The 20,395-nt window shown below is 69.7% G+C and carries 16 protein-coding genes and 1 tRNA gene; 9 read left to right on the top strand and 8 right to left on the bottom strand.

Going from position 1 to position 20,395, the window contains the following annotated elements; genetic code table 11:
* Window positions 1–145 precede the first annotated feature (145 nt).
* The 3 genes from WA670_RS19820 to WA670_RS19810 all read right to left on the bottom strand — a co-directional run bounded on the left by WA670_RS19820 (window position 146) and on the right by WA670_RS19810 (window position 6,502).
* The gene (locus WA670_RS19820; RefSeq protein ID WP_336158490.1) at window positions 146–2,686 is read right to left on the bottom strand and encodes a hypothetical protein; all 2,541 of its coding nucleotides are present in this window, start codon (window positions 2,684–2,686) and stop codon (window positions 146–148) included.
* Between the two features lie 18 nt (window positions 2,687–2,704).
* Window positions 2,705–4,381: an energy-dependent translational throttle protein EttA gene (gene ettA / locus WA670_RS19815; RefSeq protein ID WP_037814074.1), complete on the bottom strand. Its 1,677-nt coding sequence runs from the start codon at window positions 4,379–4,381 to the stop codon at window positions 2,705–2,707.
* 102 nt (window positions 4,382–4,483) lie between these two features.
* Window positions 4,484–6,502 carry a cytochrome c oxidase assembly protein gene (locus WA670_RS19810; RefSeq protein ID WP_336158489.1) on the bottom strand — a complete coding sequence of 673 codons (2,019 nt, stop codon included), beginning with the start codon at window positions 6,500–6,502 and terminating at the stop codon, window positions 4,484–4,486.
* A 156-nt stretch (window positions 6,503–6,658) separates the two neighbouring features.
* Between WA670_RS19810 and WA670_RS19805 the strand changes: the two genes are divergently transcribed.
* The 3 genes from WA670_RS19805 (at window position 6,659) to WA670_RS19795 (ending at window position 9,204) form a co-directional block, all read left to right on the top strand.
* Entirely contained in the window at window positions 6,659–7,699 is a 1,041-nt protein-coding gene (locus WA670_RS19805) for a LacI family DNA-binding transcriptional regulator (RefSeq protein WP_336158488.1), read from the top strand.
* A gap of 188 nt (window positions 7,700–7,887) precedes the next feature.
* Entirely contained in the window at window positions 7,888–8,316 is a 429-nt protein-coding gene (locus WA670_RS19800; protein WP_336158487.1) for a peptidase inhibitor family I36 protein, read from the top strand.
* An 814-nt stretch (window positions 8,317–9,130) separates the two neighbouring features.
* Window positions 9,131–9,204, top strand: a tRNA-Arg gene (locus tag WA670_RS19795).
* A gap of 837 nt (window positions 9,205–10,041) precedes the next feature.
* On the opposite strand, the gene WA670_RS19790 is transcribed toward WA670_RS19795, so the two are convergent.
* Window positions 10,042–10,644, bottom strand: a complete 603-nt coding sequence (locus WA670_RS19790; RefSeq protein ID WP_043831439.1) for a DUF3558 domain-containing protein — start codon at window positions 10,642–10,644, stop codon at window positions 10,042–10,044.
* Between the two features lie 449 nt (window positions 10,645–11,093).
* On the bottom strand, window positions 11,094–11,858 hold the full coding sequence (locus WA670_RS19785; RefSeq protein WP_336158486.1) for an SDR family NAD(P)-dependent oxidoreductase: 765 nt from the start codon (window positions 11,856–11,858) through the stop codon (window positions 11,094–11,096).
* A gap of 127 nt (window positions 11,859–11,985) precedes the next feature.
* Between WA670_RS19785 and WA670_RS19780 the strand changes: the two genes are divergently transcribed.
* From WA670_RS19780 to WA670_RS19770, 3 genes are read left to right on the top strand one after another with little or no spacing between them, the layout of a single operon-like run.
* Window positions 11,986–13,188: an acyl-CoA dehydrogenase family protein gene (locus tag WA670_RS19780; protein ID WP_336158485.1), complete on the top strand. Its 1,203-nt coding sequence runs from the start codon at window positions 11,986–11,988 to the stop codon at window positions 13,186–13,188.
* On the top strand, window positions 13,181–14,203 hold the full coding sequence (locus WA670_RS19775; RefSeq protein ID WP_336158484.1) for a phosphotransferase family protein: 1,023 nt from the start codon (window positions 13,181–13,183) through the stop codon (window positions 14,201–14,203). The genes WA670_RS19780 and WA670_RS19775 overlap by 8 nt, the downstream gene beginning before the upstream one ends.
* Complete coding sequence (locus tag WA670_RS19770) at window positions 14,200–14,790, top strand: TetR/AcrR family transcriptional regulator (RefSeq protein WP_336158483.1); 591 nt, start codon at window positions 14,200–14,202, stop codon at window positions 14,788–14,790. The genes WA670_RS19775 and WA670_RS19770 overlap by 4 nt, the downstream gene beginning before the upstream one ends.
* Before the next feature lie 25 nt (window positions 14,791–14,815).
* Here WA670_RS19770 and WA670_RS19765 read toward each other — a convergent pair whose 3' ends face one another.
* Window positions 14,816–15,310 carry a hypothetical protein gene (locus WA670_RS19765; RefSeq protein ID WP_336158482.1) on the bottom strand — a complete coding sequence of 165 codons (495 nt, stop codon included), beginning with the start codon at window positions 15,308–15,310 and terminating at the stop codon, window positions 14,816–14,818.
* 313 nt (window positions 15,311–15,623) lie between these two features.
* Here WA670_RS19765 and WA670_RS19760 point away from each other — a divergent pair, with 313 nt between their 5' ends.
* Genes WA670_RS19760 through WA670_RS19750 form a run of 3 tightly spaced genes read left to right on the top strand, consistent with a single transcriptional unit; the run spans window position 15,624 to window position 18,302 of the window.
* The gene (locus tag WA670_RS19760; RefSeq protein WP_037814089.1) at window positions 15,624–15,848 is read left to right on the top strand and encodes a DUF3311 domain-containing protein; all 225 of its coding nucleotides are present in this window, start codon (window positions 15,624–15,626) and stop codon (window positions 15,846–15,848) included.
* Window positions 15,845–17,314: a sodium:solute symporter family protein gene (locus WA670_RS19755; RefSeq protein ID WP_275294720.1), complete on the top strand. Its 1,470-nt coding sequence runs from the start codon at window positions 15,845–15,847 to the stop codon at window positions 17,312–17,314. The genes WA670_RS19760 and WA670_RS19755 overlap by 4 nt, the downstream gene beginning before the upstream one ends.
* 19 nt (window positions 17,315–17,333) lie before the next feature.
* On the top strand, window positions 17,334–18,302 hold the full coding sequence (locus WA670_RS19750) for an ornithine cyclodeaminase family protein (protein WP_336158481.1): 969 nt from the start codon (window positions 17,334–17,336) through the stop codon (window positions 18,300–18,302).
* 95 nt (window positions 18,303–18,397) lie between these two features.
* Here the strand turns inward: WA670_RS19750 and WA670_RS19745 are convergent, their stop codons facing one another.
* Both WA670_RS19745 and WA670_RS19740 read right to left on the bottom strand, forming a co-directional pair.
* Window positions 18,398–19,678, bottom strand: coding sequence for an exonuclease domain-containing protein (locus tag WA670_RS19745; RefSeq protein ID WP_336158672.1), 1,281 nt, complete (start codon window positions 19,676–19,678; stop codon window positions 18,398–18,400).
* A gap of 5 nt (window positions 19,679–19,683) precedes the next feature.
* Window positions 19,684–20,391 (bottom strand): DUF6218 family protein, encoded by a 708-nt coding sequence (locus WA670_RS19740; RefSeq protein WP_336158480.1) that lies wholly within the window; start codon window positions 20,389–20,391, stop codon window positions 19,684–19,686.
* Window positions 20,392–20,395: the final 4 nt, after the last annotated feature.

Here is a 20,395-nt window from a genome sequence, read left to right as displayed (position 1 = left end):
AAGGACTCCTTGAGGGAATCTGATTCCCTCAAGGAGTCCTTCACGGACCACTCGAGGTCGCGTCCGCGTGAATCGTTGTCCCGCTGCGGAATCTGCCCGGCCGGGCCAGCGTTTCCCGTGCGGTGCAAGAACTTTCCGGCGCGCGTCAGTCGCCGTTGTTGCGGTGGCGGTCCGCGGTCGCGCGGCCGTTGATCGGCTTCGGCTCGTCGTTCGGGCCGAGGCGTTTCACCAGCGCGGCCGCGCTCGCGGTGCCCGCCTGGTGTTCGGCGAGGGCGCGGGCGAGCAGTTCGGCGAGTCCGGCGTCCGGCGGCGGTTCGTCCTCCGCGATGGCTCGCGCGTAGCCCTCCGGGAACGGCTGCTCCGACGGCGTCCACGCGTCGATGTCGGACAGCGGGTCCAGCGCCGGCGGCATCCGCAGCCGCGGCAGCCAGGGCTCCTCGGCAGGCTCCGGTTCCTCCGGACGCGGCGCGGGGGCCAGCTCCGGCTTGTCCTTCGCCTTGTCCTTCGCCGCGGGTTCCGGTTCCGCCTCGGCGGATTCGGAACGTCCGGGCTCGTCGGCCCGGCGCCGTCCGCCGCCTCCGCCGCTCGCGGTGATGCCCAGCCGGTCCAGCACGGACTTCGCGGCGACCGAGCCGTGTTCGGCGTCGTGCCGGGTCTTGCGGCCGCGGGTGTCGCGGCGGGCCGCTTCCTCCTTGGCCCACTCGGCGCTTTCCCACAACGGCGCGGCGGGCTCGTCCGCGGGAGCCGGGGCGAGCGGAAGCTCCGGCAGGATGTCCGACAGATCCGGCATCCGCAGCGAGAACCGCGGTGCCTCCTCGGCCGGAGCCTGCGCTTCCGCGGCGCGCCGAGGAGTCTCGGGCCGCGTTTCAGCGGCCGCCCGCACCGGCTCCTCGGACTTCGTCTTCTCTTCCCGACGAGCGGGCGCGTCCTCCGCCGACCGACGCGCGGCAGGCGGCTTCTCCGGCCAGCGCACCGCGGTCTCCTCGGCAGGCTGCGCCGTCTCCGCCCGGCGACGACCCGGCGTGGCCTCAGCGACCTCGGCAGGCCGTGCCCCAGCGCTCTCGGCGACCTCCGCCGGACGTCCCGACGCCGCTCGCGAAGCCTCCGTCCGGCTGACCGGCTCCGCAGCCGCCCGCTTCCGCGGCGCGGGCGCGTCGGCGCTCTTCCGCCCGAACGGCCGCGCCCATCCCGGCAGCACCGGCGACTTGCGGTCCTCGGCCCGCCGCCGTCCGCCGGTCCGCGGAGCCTCCTCGGCCTCTTCCCGGATCGCCGGGAGCACCGAAGTCTGCTCGACCTCCGTCTCCGCCGCGGCCCGCCGGAACGACCACGCCGGCTTCTTCTCCCCCGCCTCGACCCACGCCGCGGCCGAAACCGGCGCCGCGGGCACCTCGACCTGCGCCGGAACGACCGGCAGCGGAGCCGCGACCGGGTCCGGCCGCTCGGCGGGGACGTCCCGGATCGCCGGCATCACCGAGGTCTCCTCGGCCGCGACCCTCGGCTCGACCTCCATCGACACCGGGCGGCCGTCGCGCGGGGCGGACGCGGCGAGGACGTCGTCGAGGTCCATCGACGCGACCGACTCGGCGCCCAGCTCGCCCGCGATCAGCCCGCACGCCTGGCGCCGGGCCCGCGCGTGCACGTGTTCCGCGGCCCGCGCGCGGTGCAGGCATCCGATGGCCTCTTCCGCGCTGCCGAACCGTTCCTCGATCTGCGCCAGCTCCAGCCACAGCCGCGCGGTGACCGCCGCGAGCCCGTGCCGGTCGGTGGCCGCGACGGCCTCCCCCACCAGTTCGGCAGCGGCGTCACCGGCGCCGGAAGGCAGGTGAATGCGCGTCGCCACCGCCAGCCGCAGCCACGCCGCGGGCGCGACCCCGGCGGCCCGGACCGGCTCCCGCAGCACGGGTTCGGCGATGTCGTAAGCCATGTCCGCGTCGCCGCGGTCGAGCAGCGTGCTGACCAGCTGCAGCACGAGCCGGATCCGGACGAGACCGCCGTCGTCGCCGGGCCGGTCCATCTTCTCCAGGAACCCGAGCCCGGTCCGCGCGGCGTCCGCGGCCGCGGTGAGGTCGCCGTGCCGGCGCCGGTGCGCCGCGGTCCCGTTGCGCAGCAACGCCCGCATCAGCAGCCGGTCGTCCGCGTCGAGCGAATCGTCGGCCACCAGCAGCCGGTCCGCCTCGACGAGCACGCGGTCCAGTTCCGCCTTCCGGCCGAACGGGGCGAGGCACCCGACGAGATGGCACAGCGCTTCCGCGCGCAGCGACGGCGGCACGTCCTCGGACAGCACCGGCCGCAGCGCGGCCAGCCCCATCAGCGGAACGCCGAGGCTGCGCGAGCACACCGCGAGGTCGACGCGCAGCCGCGCCGCCGTCGTGGCGTACCCGGCGTGCTCGGCCGCGCGCAAAGCCGCGACCGCGCGGCCGACCGTGGACGTCCGCGCCCCGGTCCGCACGCGCGCGGACACCACGAGCGCTTCCGCCCGGATCCAGTGCCCGTCCGCGCCCGCCGCCTCCGCGAGCGCGGCCGAGCGTTCGCCGAGGACCAGCGAAAGCTCGGGCGCCCGGAAGCGGAGCGATTCCGCCCGGTCGATGAGCCGACCGAGGTCGGCGAGGGTCCCGCCACTGGCAACGGCGGGCCGCCCGTCCGCGGTCGCGGACGGGCTGGGCCGGTTGTGCCTGCTGGTTTCCACTCGGGACCCCCGCGCCGGTCAGTCGCGCTTCAACTTGCGGTGGGTGACCCGGTGCGGACGAGCCGCTTCGGCGCCGAGGCGCTCGACCTTGTTCTTCTCGTAGCCCTCGAAGTTGCCCTCGAACCAGAACCACTTCGCCGGGTCCTCGTCGGTGCCTTCCCAGGCGAGGATGTGCGTCGCGACCCGGTCGAGGAACCACCGGTCGTGGGAGATCACGACGGCGCAGCCGGGGAACTGCTCGAGCGCGTTCTCCAGCGAGCCCAGCGTTTCGACGTCCAGGTCGTTCGTCGGCTCGTCCAGCAGGATCAGGTTCCCGCCCTCTTTGAGCGTCAGCGCGAGGTTGAGCCGGTTGCGCTCGCCGCCGGACAGCACGCCGGCCGGCTTCTGCTGGTCCGGGCCCTTGAAGCCGAACGCGCTCACGTAAGCGCGCGAAGGCATTTCGGTCTGCCCGACGTGGATGTAGTCGAGCTTGTCCGACACGACCTCCCACACGGTCTTCTTGGGGTCGATCCCGCCGCGGCTCTGGTCCACATAGGACAGTTTGACCGTCTCGCCGATCTTGACCGAGCCGCCGTCCGGCTCCTCGAGCCCGACGATGGTCTTGAACAGCGTGGTCTTGCCGACGCCGTTCGGGCCGATCACGCCGACGATGCCGTTGCGCGGCAGGTCGAAGGAGAGCCCGTCGATGAGCACCCGGTCGTCGAAGCCCTTGCGCAGCTTCTCGACCTCGACCACGACGCTGCCCAGCCGCGGGCCCGGCGGGATCTGGATCTCCTCGAAGTCGAGCTTGCGGTGCTTGTCCGCCTCCGCGGCCATCTCCTCGTAGCGGTCGAGCCGCGAACGGGACTTGGTCTGGCGCGCCTTGGCGTTGGACCGCACCCATTCCAGCTCGCTCTTGAGCCGCTTGGCCAGCTTGGCGTCCTTCTTGCCCTGGACCTCGAGCCGCTCGCGCTTCTTCTCCAGGTAGGTGGAGTAGTTGCCCTCGTAGCCGACGACGCGGCCGCGGTCGAGCTCCATGATCCACTCGGCGACGTTGTCCAGGAAGTACCGGTCGTGGGTGACGGCGAGGACGGCGCCCTTGTAGGTGGCCAGGAACTGCTCCAGCCACAGCACGCTTTCGGCGTCCAGGTGGTTGGTGGGCTCGTCGAGCAGCAGCAGGTCGGGCGCGGAGAGCAGCAGCTTGCACAGCGCGACGCGGCGGCGCTCGCCGCCGGAGAGGTGGGTGACCGGCTCGTCCGGCGGCGGGCAGCGCAGCGCGTCCATCGCCTGCTCGACGGTCGAGTCGAGCTCCCACGCGTCGGCGTGGTCCAGCTCCTCCTGGAGCTGGCCCATCTCCTCCATCAGCGCGTCGCTGTAGTCGGTCGCCATCAGCTCGGCGATCTCGTTGTAGCGGTCGAGCTTCTGCTTGGTCTCGCCGAGGCCCTCCTCGACGTTCTGCCGGACGGTCTTCTCCTCGTTCAGCTCCGGCTCCTGCATGAGGATGCCGACGCTCGCGCCCGGCTGCAGGAAAGCCTCGCCGTTGCTGGCCTGCTCGATCCCCGCCATGATCTTGAGAACGGTCGACTTGCCGGCGCCGTTCGGGCCCACGACGCCGATCTTGGCTCCGGGGTAGAACGCGGTGCTCACGTCGTCGAGGATCACCTTGTCCCCGACGGTCTTGCGCACCTTCTTCATGGTGTAGATGAACTCGGCCATGCCACCGATCGTAGAGTGGCTCCTCCGGCGGCCTGACGGCGGTTACCACCGCGCTACCGAGGGTCAGGTCGTCCTCACTCCGGCGATATCAAATCCGGGGAGTCATTCCGCCCGTTTGCCCTCGGCGAGGTTCTTCAGCATCGCGTTGTAGGCGGCGAGTTCTTCGCCGCCGGTGGTCTCCTCGCGCCGGTCGCGCCGCTTCGCCTCGCGCTCGTCCTGGCGGGCCCACTGCACCAGCAGCGCGATCAGCACGAGCAGCACCGGCACCTCGCCCGAAGCCCACGCGATGCCGCCGCCGAGGCGCTGGTCGGTCAGCAGGTCGCCGACCCACGGCAGCTTCAGCGCCGTGTAGAACTCGCGGCCGATCACGGTCTGCATGTTCATCAGGATCACGCCGAAGAACGCGTGGAACGGCATGGCGCCGAACATCATCCCGAGCTTCCCGATCGGCGGCAGCCGCCGCGGTGCCGGGTCGACGCCGATCACCGGCCAGTAGAAGACGTAGCCGACGAGCAGGAAGTGCGCGTTCATCGCCAGGTGCGCCCAGTGGTAGTTGAGCGCGCTGTCGAAGAGGCCGGAGAAGTACAGCGCGTAGAACGACCCGACGAAGAGCAGCAGGGCGACGATCGGGTTGGTCAGGAACCGCGAAACCGGCGAATGGACGGCGGCCAGCAGCCATTCGCGCGGTCCGGGAGGCGCTTCGCGGCCGGCTGGCGGGAGCGCGCGCAGGGCAAGCGTGACCGGGCCGCCGAGCACCAGCAGGACCGGCGCGACCATCGACATCAGCATGTGCGTGCCCATGTGCACGCTGAACATCGCGGGCGCGTACCGGCCGATGCCCGACGAGGTGGCCAGCAGGATCACCAGGCAGCCGGCGAGCCACGCGACGGTCCGGCCGACCGGCCAGGTGTCGCCGCGCTTGCGCAGCCGCCGCACGCCGGCCAGGTAGAGCCCGGCGAGAACGATCGCGAGGGTGCCGTAGATCAGATCGAACCGCCAGTCGGTGAGCAGCCGCCAGAACGTCGGCGGGCCCTGGAGGTCGTAGCCGATGAGGAGTTCGACGGTGCCCGGCTGGGTGACCGCGTCGGCCGGCGGCGGCGTGCGGGCGAGACCGGACGCGATGCCGATGGTGACGAACATGATCAGCACCTCGACGGCGGCGAGCCGCAGCAACTGGCTGCCGCCCTTGCCGTCGACGAGGTTCGCGACGCCGCGGCTGCGCTGCTGCTGGCCGAAGACGCCGAGCAGCAGCAGCGCGACGATCTTGGCGACGACGAGCAGGCCGTAGTCGGTGGTGAAGAGGTCGCCGAGGTTGATCCGGACCAGCGCGTTGACGATGCCGGACACCGCCATCACGATCCAGCAGACCAGCGCGAGCTTGGAGAACCGCTGCGCGGCGAGGCTGAGGTTCTTGCCGCGGCGCCAGCCGAGCGCGAGCACGGCGAGCAGGCCGCCGACCCACAGCGCGGCCGCGACGAGGTGGAACAGGAGGCTGTTGGTGGCCAGGTCGTGCGAACCGCCGCTGGCCGAGTGCCCGGTGACCGCGACCGGGACGAGCCCGGCGACGGACAGGAAGAACAGCACCGCCGTCCAGCCCCAGCTGAGCACCAGGCGGCAGCCGAGGGCGAGCAGGATCGCGATCAGCGCCGTCCACAGCCACGCCTTGGGCTGTTCGATCGCGCCGACGAGGCTCAGCAGGGTGTCCGGGGACAGGACGTCGCCGAACGGCTTGCCCGCGCTGTCCGCGGCGGTGAAGGCGACGGACAGGATCGAGGCGGCGAACCACACCCACGCGGCGATCCCGGCGGTGCGGACCGCGGCGTACCCCTCGGGCGCGAGCGTGCCGGATTTCTGGGGCGGCACGAGGAAAGCGGCCAGCAGCAAGGCGCCGACGCACACGACCGACGCCGCTTCGGCGAGCACCCGGACCACCGTGACGCCGTAGCGGGTGACGAGTCCCGGGTCCGGCAGCCCGGCGATGACGTAGCCCGCGCCGCCGGTGAGCGCGACGAGCCCGACCGCGACGACCGCGCCGAGCACGACTCCGACCGAAAGCAGCGGGAGCACGCTCGTCTTGCGGCCGCGGTTCGGGGCGGGTTTCGTCACAGGTTCCGAGCTCACGGTACGAGAGTAGGCCGGTCGCGCGCGCGGCGGTGCGCGGGGCGGGGCGCTCGCCGGGTTTCGCGCCGGAACGCTCGCTTGCGGTGTTTGCGCTGGTCGAGGCGGGTTGCCGGACGGAATCCGGTGCACGGCAACGCTTTCCTCTATGCTCCGCCGATGACCAGCAGCCGTCGCCGCCGCCCTACGCTGGACGACGTCGCGGAGGCGGTCGGGGTGTCGCGCGCCACTGTGTCGAACGCCTACAACCGGCCTGACCAGCTGTCGGCGCAGTTGCGGGAGCAGATTCTGCGGGTGGCGGGTGAACTCGGTTACCCCGGCCCGAACCCGACCGCCCGCAGCCTCGCCACGAGCCGCACCGGCGCGATCGCTTTCCTGCTGGATTCGTCGCTGTCGGCGGCCTTCTCCGACCCCGCGCTGTCGATCACCCTGGACGCGCTCGCGAAAACCGTGGAACCCACCGGGAACGCGCTGTTGCTGCTGCCCGGCCGCGAGGCCCAGGAAGGCCCGCCCGCGTCGCGAGTGCTGGCCGCACAAGCGGATATCGCCGTGGCGTACTCCCTCGCCGACGGCACTCCCGCGCTGGAAGCCGTGCGGACCCGGGGTTTGCCGCTGGTGGTCATCGACCAGCCGCCCCTCCCCGACACGGCCCGAGTCGGCTGCGACGACCGCGGCGGCGCTTCGTTGGCCGCCCGCCATTTAGTGGAGCTCGGCCATCGCCGCTTCGGAATCCTGGCCGCCCCGCGTCTTTCCGCGGTGACCAGCCCTTTCCACGGCACCCGCGAACGTCTCGCCGGATACCTCGACACGCTGGCCGCCGCCGGAATCACCGACGTCACCATCACCGAAGCCCCGTGGCTCTCCGCCTCGACCGCCCGCGCCGCCGCGACAGACCTGCTGACCGCCTCCCCGCGTCCGACAGCCTTGCTGTGCATGTCCGACCAGCTGGCCTTCGCCGCGATCGCCGCCGCCCACCGGCTGGGCCTGCGGGTGCCTGCCGACGTCTCGATCGCCGGCTTCGACGACACCCCGCAAGCCGCGTGGTCTGAACCACCCCTCACCACCGTGCGGCAAGACCTGGCAGGCAAGGGCCGGGTGGCCGGAGAACTGGTGATGGACCTCCTCGCCGCCGCCCCGGTTCCGCCACCTGTCGAGCTACCGGTCTCGCTGGCCGTCCGGGAAAGCACGGCCGCGATTTAGCAAGACCGCTCGGCGATCTGTGGACAACTAGGTCTCGTCCGGGTGACGCGAAACTACTTGTCCACAGACGTAGGAATGCGGGCAGACAAATCGCGGGGAACCCGCCAAGGTGGAGACATGCCCGGATTCCCGGGATACCCGCCGGCTCCTTCGCCCGGCATCGCTTCGATTGAGGGGGAGTTCCCACGATGTTCCGCCGTCTGCTGCCGTCCCTGCCGTTCCCCGGCCGCCGCTCCCGGCCCGCCGCCGCGTCCCGCCTGCCCGGGGTATTGCTGCTGGTCACCGCCGGTCTCCTGACCACTTCCGGCCTGGCCCAAGCCACCCCGGCCGTTCCGCCCGCTCCCGCCTGCGGTGCGGGCGAGTTCTGCCTGTGGGACACCGAAACCTATTCGGGCGGCGTGCAGAGTTATGACCTGCGCACGGCAAATCCGGGTGATTGCATTCCCCTGCCCGAGGGATTCCAAGGCCATTCCTTCGTCAACCGGATGACCCGCGACGTCACCATCTACCAAGGAGCAGACTGTTCTACGGAAGGCGATTTCATCACCTATCCGGGCGGTGGCACGTACGTCCCGCAGTCCCCGTTCGCGGTGCGTGCCCTGAAAGTGTGGGAATAAGCCCCGCCCTCCCGAGACCGGGCCAGGCGAACGAGGCCGCTCCAGGCCGAGTCGACTCGCAGCCTTAGTGCCGCCTGTCCCGGGGGCCGCACCCCCGAGCGGCCCCAGGCCCGTGGGCGCGCAGCCCGGAACCACTGCGCCCACGGGCCCCTCGCCTCCCGCTCCCAGCCCCCGACCCGGGGGCGGGAGGCGAGGCTCCCTGTCCTCCACCGCGGCCCATGCGGTTCGGCCCCGTTCGAGTGCAGGTCTGCCTTGCTCTGCGGGCTGGCCGCTGCTCTCAGCAGGACCCGCCTGTCGCCCGGACCTGGCAGCGACGTTCGCGCTCCGACCCGACGCCAGGATTCCCGCGCGGAACCTGACGGCAGGAGCTCGCACACCGACCTGACGTGCGCGGACGTGATGTCCGAGTTCGTGCGCCCCCGCCTGCCGGGCCGAGGTGGTCCAGCACCGTTCGAACACCCTGGAGCCCGACCGCAACCGCCGAACCGCCCAATCGCCCCCGCCCGGGTCAGACGCCTTACATCACAAGATCGCCACAGTCTGCCGAGCCGCACCGCCCGCCCCCGAACCCCGTCCCGCCGCCCCGCTCAGGAGATCCAGGTGCGCAAGCTGCACAAACCCCAGTCCAGCCGCAGCAGCGGGCCGCTCCCCCGCGCAGTGCGTACCGGAACCGTCGCACGCTGTGGCATTCCGCCCCCGAAGACCCGCAAATCCGACGAACGGAAGCTGAAACGATTCGACGGTGTCGAACGATCGAGAGATTGGCGATGACTAAGCTGCCCATGCTGGAGGTCAGCAGCTGTCAGCCACCCGGGCCCTCGTAGCTCAGCTGGATAGAGCAAGAGCCTTCTAATCTCTAGGTCGCAGGTTCGAGTCCTGCCGGGGGCACAAACGGCCTGGTCAGGGGAATCCCTGGCCAGGCCCGGCCGAAGGCCGGAAATCAGCCGGCCCATGCCTTTGCCGGACGCGGTCGAAGCGCATCCGACGTCTCCGGCAAGGCATTGCCCCGAGTCGGCACTCCCGCCCGTTCAGAAGCACCCCGCCGTCACTCGGCATCACGACGCCTCAACCAGGTCGAACCGCACTCGTGATCTTGCCCTCAGCCAGCTCACCCACGCCAGGAACCCCTATGTCCGACCGTCCCAGTCCCAGCCGGCGAACACGGAACCGAGCAGCCCGAGTTCTCTTCGAGGAAGCGCGCCGCGCCGGGCTCGTCCAGCGGCATCTCCGCAAACTCCACTACCTCGCCCGTCACCCGCGATCACTGACCGCGAGCACACCGCGACCTGCCGAGAACCTGCGCGCCGCCGAGGTGCCGGCCCAACCGACCGGAGTCCGCCGGTCACCCGGGCAACTCACCCTTGGCATCGATCTCGCTCGCCAGCCGGTAACGCCGTCGTACCGACCGTCCACAAAGACCACCGCAACGGACGAAGCCGCCTAGCCGCCAACCACATTGGGCCAGCCCGCTCCGACGACAAGAGCCAGCTTTCCCGCTCTCGCATCAGCGGAGGCGAACGCGGGTATCCGCGCTTCTCGTACCCGAAGCCGCCCAGCGCGTAACAGGGCTGGATTGGCAATCGGGCTGGTCGAATCAGCGCATCGGGGCAACCAGAAGCCGGACGCCGCCGAGCGGAAGGCGTAACCGCTGGATCCCCTCCGGCCACGACATGGACAAGACACGCTGAGCTTCCCGCCTGAGCCCGCCCAGAGGTCGAGTGACGATCACGACGCCCCCTGGAGATGTCCGATCATCGCGGTGGCGAACTTCTTCGCGATGCTGCAGGGGTCCTTCTTGTTCGAACCCATGCTGATGTTCGGCAGGACCGAGACGGCGAGCTGGTCGGTGACGCCGACCCAGAGGGTGCAGATGCCGTTCGAGCGGCTGTCCTCGGTACCGGCGAAGACGGCCGGGTAGCCGTTGACCGTGGTGGGTTCGAAGTAGGCCTGCTTGGCCTTCTGGTCGTAGATGTCGCTGATCCCGCGCTTGTTCTGCTCGATCGGCGTGTTGTTGACGAAGTTCAGGTTGCTTCCGGAGGAAGTCCAGCGGCACCCGTTCAACACGCCGGAGCTCTTCTCGCCGGGATACTTGAGACCGACCTGTGCTGCCTCCGCGGCGTTGAGCACGCTGCACGGATCGGCGAGCAAGTCCTTGGTAGGCAGAGGGGCCGGAACCTTGGGCCCCGAGCCGCCGCTGTCGGCCGGGCTGCTGGCCGGCGGCTGAGCAGTTCCTCCGGTCCCGCCGGTCTCACCGCCGCAGGCGGAGGCGGCGAGCAAGCCGATCGTGGCGACGGCAGCGGTGGCGAGTCGGACGGTGCGGTGCGGCATCTGGTGCTCAGACTCCCTTAGCCTGCTGGTTCAACGTGTCGCGATTATCTTGCCCCACCCAGCTTCAGTGCTGCGCGGTCGCGATCCGGGCTCCTTGACGACGAGGAAGTCTCCGTGATCACCATCGAGATTGTGCCCGCCCTTCACACAAGGCGCGGCCTGCCACGCCGATATCGTCGAGACCCGCCCGAGGCTGATGAGGCCGGCGGCGGTGAAGGCGCTCTGTCCGCATGCGCCGAACCTCGAAGAACCAATTCGCGGCTGACTTGTCCGCGAGCGGAGGACCCGGACCGCCGCATCGGGCGTGGCGTGCCATCTCCGCAGGCACCTCGGCCACCGGGCAGGTCCGTCCACAGTAGACGGACGTATCCGCGGTCAGCCGCCCCTGGAACACCCACAGCCGAGTGCTGCGTCCAGTACGCACGCCGACTGGTCGCCCCGCGACGCAGTCAGTGCATGGACATTCCGCCGTCGACCGCGAGCGTCGTGCCGGTGACGTAGCCGGACGCCGGTGACGCGAGGAAAAGCATCGCCGCGTCCAGTTCGTGTTGTTCTCCCATCCGGGCGAGTGGGCTCGTGGAGCGGATGAACTCCGTCAGCCCCTCGCTCGGCACTTCCGCGGTCATCTCGCTCTGGAAGTAGCCCGGCGCGAGCGCGTTGACGCGAATTCCCCTGCGGCCGGACCACTGCTGGGCCAGGTCGCGGGTCAGGCCGATGAGCCCGGCCTTGCTCGCGGCGTACGCGGCTTGCGGGACATAGGATTTGATCAGCCCCAGCACGCTGGCGACGTTCACGATGCTCGACCCCGGCCCCATCGCGCGGCCGCACGCCTGGGCCATCCAGTAGGCGCCGTTCAGGTTGACGTCGATGACCTTGCGGAACTCGTCCGGCTCTTCGCGCAGCGCGGGTACTGCGGTGCCGATGCCCGCGTTGTTGACCAGCACGTCGACCTGCCCGAACTCCGTCAACGCGGCCTCCACGAGCCGGTCGCACTGACGCGGGTCGCGCACGTCGGTCGCCACGGCCAGCGCTCGCCTGCCCCGTTCGGCCACCGCGGAGCGCGTCCGGTCGAGGAGTTCGGTCCGGCGCGCGGCGAGTACCAGGTCCGCCCCCGCGTCGGCCAGCGCGAGCGCGAATCCGGCGCCCAGCCCGGAACTCGCCCCGGTCACCACCGCGACTTTGCCGTCCAGCCGGAACAGGTCCAGTACCGACATCACGCCACTCTCCTTCGCCTTCCTCGCGACGGGCGCCGCGAGCGGCTAATGTACGTTAGCCTTACACTGACGGACAACCAACGCCCTTGATCTCACTCAGCTAACCTCAATTAGCCAGGAGGACCGCATGGCCGTCGATTTCGCGCAGGACCCCGAGGTGCTCGCTCTGGCGGACCGGACCAGGCAACTGGTCAAGGACACCGTCCTGGACGCGGAGAAAGCGTCCAGCGGCGTCCTGACCGGCGACGAGGGCGAAGCCGTGCGCGGCAAGCTGCAGCAGGCCGCCAAGGACGCCGGCGTCTTCGCGCCGCACGTCAGCGCCGAGTACGGCGGCCACGGGCTGGACATGCGCGGACGGGCCCCGGTGTTCGAGGAAGCCGGTTACTCCCTGCTCGGGCCGCTGGCGCTCAACATCGCCGCGCCGGACGAGGGCAACATGCACATGCTGGAGCGGATCGCCTCTCCGGAACAGCGGGAGCGGTACCTCCGCCCGCTGGCGACCGGTGCGGTCCGGTCGTGCTTCGCGATGACCGAACCGGCGCCGGGCGCGGGCGCGGATCCCGCCGCGCTGACCACCCACGCGGCGCGGGCGGCGGGCGGCTGGGTCCTCAACGGCCGCAAGTGGTTCATCACCGGCGCTGATGGTGCTGCTTATGCCATCTGCATGGCCCGGACGTCCGGCGCGCCCGGCGACCGCGGCGGCGCGACGATGTTCTTCGTCGACGCGGACAACCCCGGCATGCGGATGGTGCGCCACATCGAGACGCTCGACGAATCGCTGTACGGCGGGCATTGCGAACTCGTCTTCGACGACTGCTTCGTTCCGGACGACGCCGTGCTCGGCGAGGTCGACCGGGGCTTCGAGTACGCGCAGGTGCGGCTCGGCCCGGCCCGGCTCACGCATTGCATGCGGTGGCTCGGGATCGCCCGCCGGGCACAGGACATCGCACTGGAGCGCGCCAACGAACGGCGGCTGTTCGGTTCCCGACTGGCCGAACTGGGCATGGCGCAGCAGATGATCGCCGACAACGAGATCGACATCGCCGCGGCCCGCGCACTGATCCTGCAGGCGTGCTGGGAAATCGACCTGGACCAGCCGTCGGCGCAATCGGTCTCCATCGCCAAGACCTTCACCGCCGAGGCGGTGTACCGGACGGTCGACCGCGCGCTGCAGCTCTGCGGTTCGCTGGGCGTTTCCGGCGATGTGCCGCTGTCCCGGTTCCTGCGGGAGGTCCGGCCGTTCCGGATCTACGACGGCCCGTCCGAGACGCATCGCTGGGCGATCGCCAAGCGCGCGGCTAAGCAGGCGAGGACGGCCGCGGATGCCTGATTCGCCCGTCGGCCTCGACGTACCCGCGCTCGAGGCATACCTGCGACGCACAGTCCCCGGCTTCACCGGCCCGGTGGAAGCGGAACTGCTGTCCGGCGGCCGTTCCAACCTCACGTATCTGCTGCGCGCAGACGGCGTGCGATGGGTGTTGCGCCGCCCGCCGTTGGGCGGCTTGACGCCGTCCGCGCACGACATGGGTCGCGAGTACCGGGTCGTCGACGCCCTGCAGAACACCGCCGTCCCCGTCGCCCGGACGGTTGCCCTGTGCGAAGATCCAGCGGTGCTTGGTACGCCGTTCTCCATCGTGTCGCATGTGGACGGTCCGGTACTGCGCACCGCGGCCGACCTGAACCCGCTCAGCGACGCCGAACTCGCCGATATCGCGGAGACGCTGATGACGACCATGGCCCGGCTGCACGCCGTGCCCTATGCCGAGGTCGGCCTGAGCGGGCTGGGCAGGCCAGCCGGGTATCTCCGGCGTCAGGTCGACCGCTGGGCCGACCAGTGGCGACGGGTCGCGACCCGCGAACTCGACGACCTTCAGACCCTGCACGCCCGCCTCTCCGCCGCGGTGCCCGCCGAGTCCGGCGCCGCCATCGTCCATGGCGACTTCCGCATCGACAACGCCATCCTCGGCACCGGCCGCCCGGCCGAGGTACGGGCAGTCGTCGACTGGGAAATGGCCACGCTCGGCGACCCGCTCGCCGACCTGGCGCTGAGCCTCGTCTACCGCGATCCGGCGTTCGCCCCGGTCCTGCCGGGCGGCGCGGCGTCCACCGACGACCGCCTGCCGTCCTGGGAAACCCAGGCGCAGTACTACGCACGCGAATCCGGCCGCGATCTGTCCGATCTGGACTTCCACCTGGCGCTCGGATACTTCAAGATCGCGGTGATCGCCGAAGGGATCCACGCCCGGCACCTGGCCGGCCAGACCGTCGGCGACGGGTTCGACACCGTCGGACAAGCCGTCCCCGAACTGGTCGCGGCGGGCCTGCGCGCCTACCCGGCAGCATGAGCTCCGAAGAGCGGATCGACCAGATCCGGGACGCGGCACTCGCTCTGTTCGCCGAACGCGGTTACCTCGCGACGACGATGGCCGACATCGGGTCCGCCGTCGGGATCCGCGGCCCCAGCATCTACAAGCACGTGCCCTCGAAACAGCACCTGCTGGCCGAAATCATGACCGCCACGATGCGCGACCTGCAGACCGGCTTCGACCAGGCAACCGCAAGCACCGACGACGCAGTAGACCGCTTCCGCCGCGCGGTGGACGCCCATGTGCGTTTCCACGCCCGGCGACGGCTCGAAGCCTTCGTGGGAACGCGAGAAATCCGTAACCTGGAACCGGAACCGCATGACCAGGTGGTGGCACAGCGAACCCGCTACGAGAATGGATTCCGCGAACTGATCGAAGAAGGCGCCGCGGCCGGGGTGTTCCACACTCGGTCGCCGAAGCTGGCTTCTTACGCGGTTCTCGACATGGGAATGGGCATTTCCGTCTGGTACCGGGAGGACGGCGACCTCGCGGAGGACGCGCTGGCGTACGCATACGACGACCACGCACTGCGTCTCGTCGGCTACCGCCAGGCTGCGGGAGACTGACGCATCAGCGCGATCGGCACTGGTCTCAACTGCTCAATTCCTTCGATCGAGCCAGTGCCGTCCGTCTGATTCGTTTCGTGCGCCCTGAAGAAGCCAGGTACTCGAGCACCTGCTGCCGAGAGGAAGAGGTCGCGGCCCGCAGCTGCAGCCACGGCGACCAGCGCTCCATCGAAGCTGGCTCCACCTGATCACCAGGCCGCGAAACGAGCGCATCGAGCACCGACAGGTCCGCCATGCGCGCTCTCACGAACTCTTGTGAATTACCAACAGGAAGCGCGCTTGCCACCATCTCGCGAAGCGGCTCGGGAAGCTCCTCGATGCACTTCAAGGCAACCGAAACAGCGATTGCCTCGTCTGGCTCATGGCCTAGCGCTGAGATCAGTTGGTCGGCTCTGCCAGGAATCCGCAGGGCGGCGGAATATACGCGCCAGCGAGCATGGCCGCTTTCGAACGAATCCTCCTCCAGCCCGGTCTCATGCGCCAGCTTTCGCAGATCGCGCACGAAATCTTCTTCGAGCATCAGAAGCCTCCCGGAGGGCTGGGACGACGAGGGACCATACTCTCGCGGCAGCATTTCGGGAATCGGAATATTCGGACGGCCGCCGAGCATTCACACGGTCGGCGCGGAGGCGCGCCCGAGTCCGCGACGCTCAGCCAGGCCTACCATCTGGCACTGAGATCTGGCTCACAACTGGACCTGTCGCTGGACCTCGCCGTCCTCTTACCGTAGTTCTGGTATACCAAATTGCCTCCGGGACACCGCATCCGGAGCCGGGCAACCGACCCGGCCGCTGTCGTCCCGGCGGGTGCCGTCCCAGGCTTCAGGAGGTCTCATGCTCGGAAGTCGCTGGTCTCTCGTGATCGCTCTAGGCCTGCCCGGGCTGGCGATCTTCGTCGGCGTGCCGCTCTGCAGTCAGAGCACCGCCACCGTGTTCGGCATACCACTGGTGTTCGCGTGGCTGTTCGCTTGGCTGCCGCTGACGACGCTCTGTCTGTGGGCGTCGTGGCGGTTCTTCGATCGTGCGCAGTACCGGCGAGTGGAAGGCGGAGAAGAATGATCGCAGCGGTATTCGCCGTCGTCATGGCGTTGTCGATCGGGGTGGCGCTGGCCGCTCGCCGCGGCGGGACCGGCAAGGGCGCAGTCGCCACGCTGGTCGCCGGGAGGGCGTTGCCGAGCCGGTTGATCTTTTTCCTCGCTGTGGGCGAGATCTACAGCATCGGCACCATGCTCGGCTTCCCGGGCGGCATCTACGCCAAAGGCGCCTCCTACGGGATCTGGTTCATCGGCTACATCCTGGCGGGCTACGTCCTCGGCTACTTCCTCGCGCCGCTCGTGTGGCGCGCGGGCAAGGCGTACGACGCGGTCACCGTCGCCGACGTCATGTACGGCCATTACCGCAACCGGCTGCTGGAACGGCTCACCGCGGTCTCGTTCGTGCTGGCGCTGGTGCCGTGGGCGATCTTCCAGTTCATCGGGCTGCAGACGGTCCTCACCGGGCTGGGCATCCCGGTCACCCGCCTGGAGGCGATCGTCGGAGCGGGGGTCATCGCGTTCGTCTACGTCGCCGCGTCGGGCATGCGTTCGACCGCGTTCGTCGCGATCGTCAAAGACGTGTTCATGCTGCTGGGCATCATGCTCGCCGGCATCGCGGCGGTGATCGCGGCGAAGGGCGTGCCCGGAGTTTTCGCCGTGGTCGAAACGGCGCCGCGGCTGGCCACCGTCGGCGGCGCCGGGCTGGTCTTCGCGATGACCACGATTCTCATGCAGTCCTTGCAGTTCTACCTCACGCTGCCCGCGCAGTTCCTGTTCTCCGCGCGGTCCGAGGCCGGGGTGAAGAAGTCCGTGATCTGGATGCCGTTGTACATGCTGATGTACCCGTTGCTGGTCTTCGCCGCCTATTACGGCCTGCAGACCAGGCCCGGCCTGCACAACGCCGATTCGGTCTTTCTCGAGGTGACCCGCGAACTCGCGCCGGACTGGATCGTGGGCCTCGTCGCGGCGGGAGCCGGGCTGGCCGGGGTGCTGGTGCTGGCGGGCAACGCGCTGATGTTCAGCGGCGTGCTCACCCGCAACATCCTGCCGAAGCGCTCGCAAGCGGCCGCGCAGGGCAGGCTCAAGCCGATCATGGCGGCATTCCTGGTCGGCACGGCGGCGCTGACGACGTTCGCGTCCTCGATCATGCTGACGTTCCTCAACCTGGCGCTGTCGCTGACCGCGCAACTGGTGCCGGCCTGGCTCGGCGTGCTGTTCTTCCGCAAGCTGCGCGCGGTCCCGCTGGCTGTCGGGCTGATCGCGGGCTGCGTCACCGTGGCGTTCTTGTACTTCAGCAAGGCTCCGGTCGGCGGAGTCGTCAACAGCGGACTGATCGCGGCCGCGGTGAACGCGGCGGTCGCGGCTGGTTTGTCCGCCCTGTATGCGGGCAAACCGGTCGACCACGAGACCCCGATCGTCCGCCGGGCGCGCGAAATCCTTTCGCCGGCGAGGAAAACAGTCCAGCCGGTTCCGGCGAACGGCGAACGGTGAGGCAGACATGGTTCGCATCGTGACGCGTTCGGATGTCGAGGCAGTCCTCGACCTGCGCGAGGTGATCGACGCCGTCGAGGACGCGCACCGCCAGCTCGTGCTCGGCGGAGCCACCCAGCCCGGCCGCTCGTGCGCGCCGATCCCCGGCAACGACGGGCTTCTCGTCCCGATGACGGCCACAGTGGACGGTGCCGGGGGCGTCAAACTGCTGGCCGACCTGCCAGGGAATCCGGTGGCAGGCAGGCCGCGCCAGCAGTCGACGATCACCCTGCTCGACAGCGCGACCGGCCGCGCCGAAGCCCTGCTGGACGGTGCGGTCATCACCCGCTACCGCACCGCGGCGGCTTCAGCGGTAGCGACCAGAGCACTGTCCAATCCGGACAGCTCAGTGCTCGGCTTGATCGGGGCCGGTGCACTGGCGCGAGCGCACCTGGCGGCCATCTCCTGCGTCCGTCCGATCAGGACAGTGGTGGTCTGGAGCCGTAATCCCGCGACCGCACAGGCGTTCCGGGACGAGACAGCCGATTCCGGGTGCGAAATCCGCGTGGCGGACACCCCTGCCGAAGCAGTCCAGGCCGCCGACGTGGTGTGCACGCTCACCCCGTCAGTGGACCCGATCGTGCACGGAACCTGGCTGCGCGCGGGCCAGCATCTGAACGTGGTCGGCGCGCCGCCCCGCCCCCGCCACCGCGAAATCGACGCGGAATGCCTGCGGCGCGCCCGCGTCGTCGTGGACAGCAGGCATACCGCGTTGACCGAGTCGGGTGCCACGCTCACCGCGCTGCACGAGGGCGTCATCAGCAAGGAGCACCTGACAACTGAACTAGGAGAAGTGCTGGCGGGAGTCTGTCCTGGGCGCACTAGGGAAAGTGAGATCACCCTGTTCAACTCGGTAGGGGTGGCGGTCCAGGACATCGCTACGGCGGCGTTGGTATTGCGGCGCGTCGTAAGCAAAGGGCTCGGCGTCGAAATCGCACTGGACCGATGACGGCGCAGTGCGGCAACAAACTTCGCTGTCCACAACGATGATCCTCGGGCGGAACGCAGCTTGCGCCCGGGTCTCCTGGGCGCAAGACCTCCGCCTCAGTGATCGAGCAGATCGTCAATCCTCACGACCGGTGCTGAAACCGGCTCCGCCAACCGGTCGAGGACTGTCAGGAACGCCTCTTCCGACACCACCGGAACGCCGAGTTCACGCGCCTTGCGCGCCTTGCCCGACAGCGAGTCAGGGTCTGCCGCCACCACGACGCGAGTCTGCCGGCTGACGCTCCCGATTACTCTCACGCCTGCGGCTGCTGCCTGCGCGATGATCTCTTCGCGCCCCCGCGCCATGCTCCCGGTCAACACCACCTTGTCTCCTGGTCTCAGCGCCAGCCCGCCGAGTCTGCCGCCGGAAGGCGCAACGGAAGAGGCCGCCGCGCGTTCCTCGTCCAGGATTTGGTCCACCACCACGTGATCGAGCGCGAGAAGCGTCGCGACGGTGAGCAGGTCGTGTCGTTCCTCGTCGGTGACCACCTCGTCGGCCCATGCTTCCCGGGCAAGATCGCGCATATAGCTCAAATGCAGTGCGACCAATTCGTTGCGGCCCAGGCCGAGATCGTGCGCGAGGTCGACGAGCATGTCCCCCTCTGTCGAGGAGATGTCCCGGTCGAGCAGCGCCGCGTCGAGCATGGCCAGATACGCGTCGGCGACAGGTTCCTCGTCGCGCGGCATCCGCTCTACCAGCCGTGCGAGAAAATGCGGTTCCACGTGTCCTGGTTCGCTGCGCCTCACCGCAGCCGCGGTGCCAACCGGAATCCGCGGCCAGTCCCAGAACGCGGCGCCCACCTGCGCTTCGGTGAGCATCACCGCGTCCGGCGCACAGCGGATGAAGTACCCCAGCAGTTCGGCCGCTGCCAGTGCGTCGTCACGCGCGCTGTGCCAGGAACGTTCGGGCACGCCTGCCGCCGCGCAGCAGTCGGCCAGAGAGCGCCGAGAACCCAGGCGGATCCGGCCGGCCGCGCGCATTGTGCACAGGCCCGACGAGGATTCGAACGGCGTCTCGATGCCGAGGCGTTCGAACTCGGACCGAAGGTGCCTGGCGTCGAACGACCAGTTGTGCGCGACGGCGACTCGTCCGCGCAACCGCGCCACGAGATCGCCGGCCACCTCGCCGAACAACGGGGCGCGCCGCGCGTCGACGGCGCGGATGCCATGCACGTTCTGCGGGCCCAGATCACGCTCCGGATTGACCAAGGTCGACCATTCGCCGGTGATCGTGCCGTCCGGGCTGACGTGGACGACGGCGATCTCCGCGATCCGGTGCTGCCATCCGCCGGTGAGGATTCCGGTGGTCTCGGTGTCGATGACGGCGTAACCGTGCACGGCCTTCACAGCGGCAACCTCGTCGCACTCGCGACCTGCACCGCGCTCAGCCAGCTCGGCGGCAAGGGTTCCACCTCGCCGTGCGCCTCCCGCACATAACGACGGCGGTTCTTCGCCTTCTCAGTCTCAGCCCACACCGACGCCACCCACCTCAACGTCCGCGCGATCGTCAGCGCCTCCGACACGACAGGGTTCCCCTCCGCGGTGCGCACCCCGGCAATCCGCCGCAGCTCCTCGAAGCTGCCGACCTCAACGCCGTCCGACAGTTCGTGCACCCACTCCAGATCGGTAATCGCCTTGTTCCGCGCGCGTTCCTCTTCGACGGTGCCCGCGTACCTCCGCCGACGCTCGACGATCTCCCCGAACGCTTCGACCGGCGAGAATTCCTGGCGTTTCCACCAGCCGTTCCGCTCCGGAAGATCCGCCGCCGCGGTCAACTGCTCCAACCAGCCCGGCACTGTCTCCGGATACACGTCGGCGACAGCGCGGCGTTCGAGGAACGACAGAACGCGCCGTGCCGCCGAGCGAGCACCGAACACCTCCGAGACCGGCGAGACCCAGGCTCCCGTCAGCGCACCCACCGCGCTGACGTGCCACACGGCGAGCGACTCCACGCCGTTGTCTCCCCCGCCAATCGCGAGCACCGCAGCTCCGGGAACTTGGAACGCCGCAGCATCACTCGCCGCGACTTCGTCAGTCACCGCGTCCGTCATCGAA

The sequence above is a fragment of the Amycolatopsis sp. VC5-11 genome, from assembly GCF_037034185.1.
GTDB lineage: Bacteria > Actinomycetota > Actinomycetes > Mycobacteriales > Pseudonocardiaceae > Amycolatopsis > Amycolatopsis nivea.
Note: the sequence above shows the minus strand (reverse complement) of the source record. Positions and strands in the feature narration are given on the sequence as shown.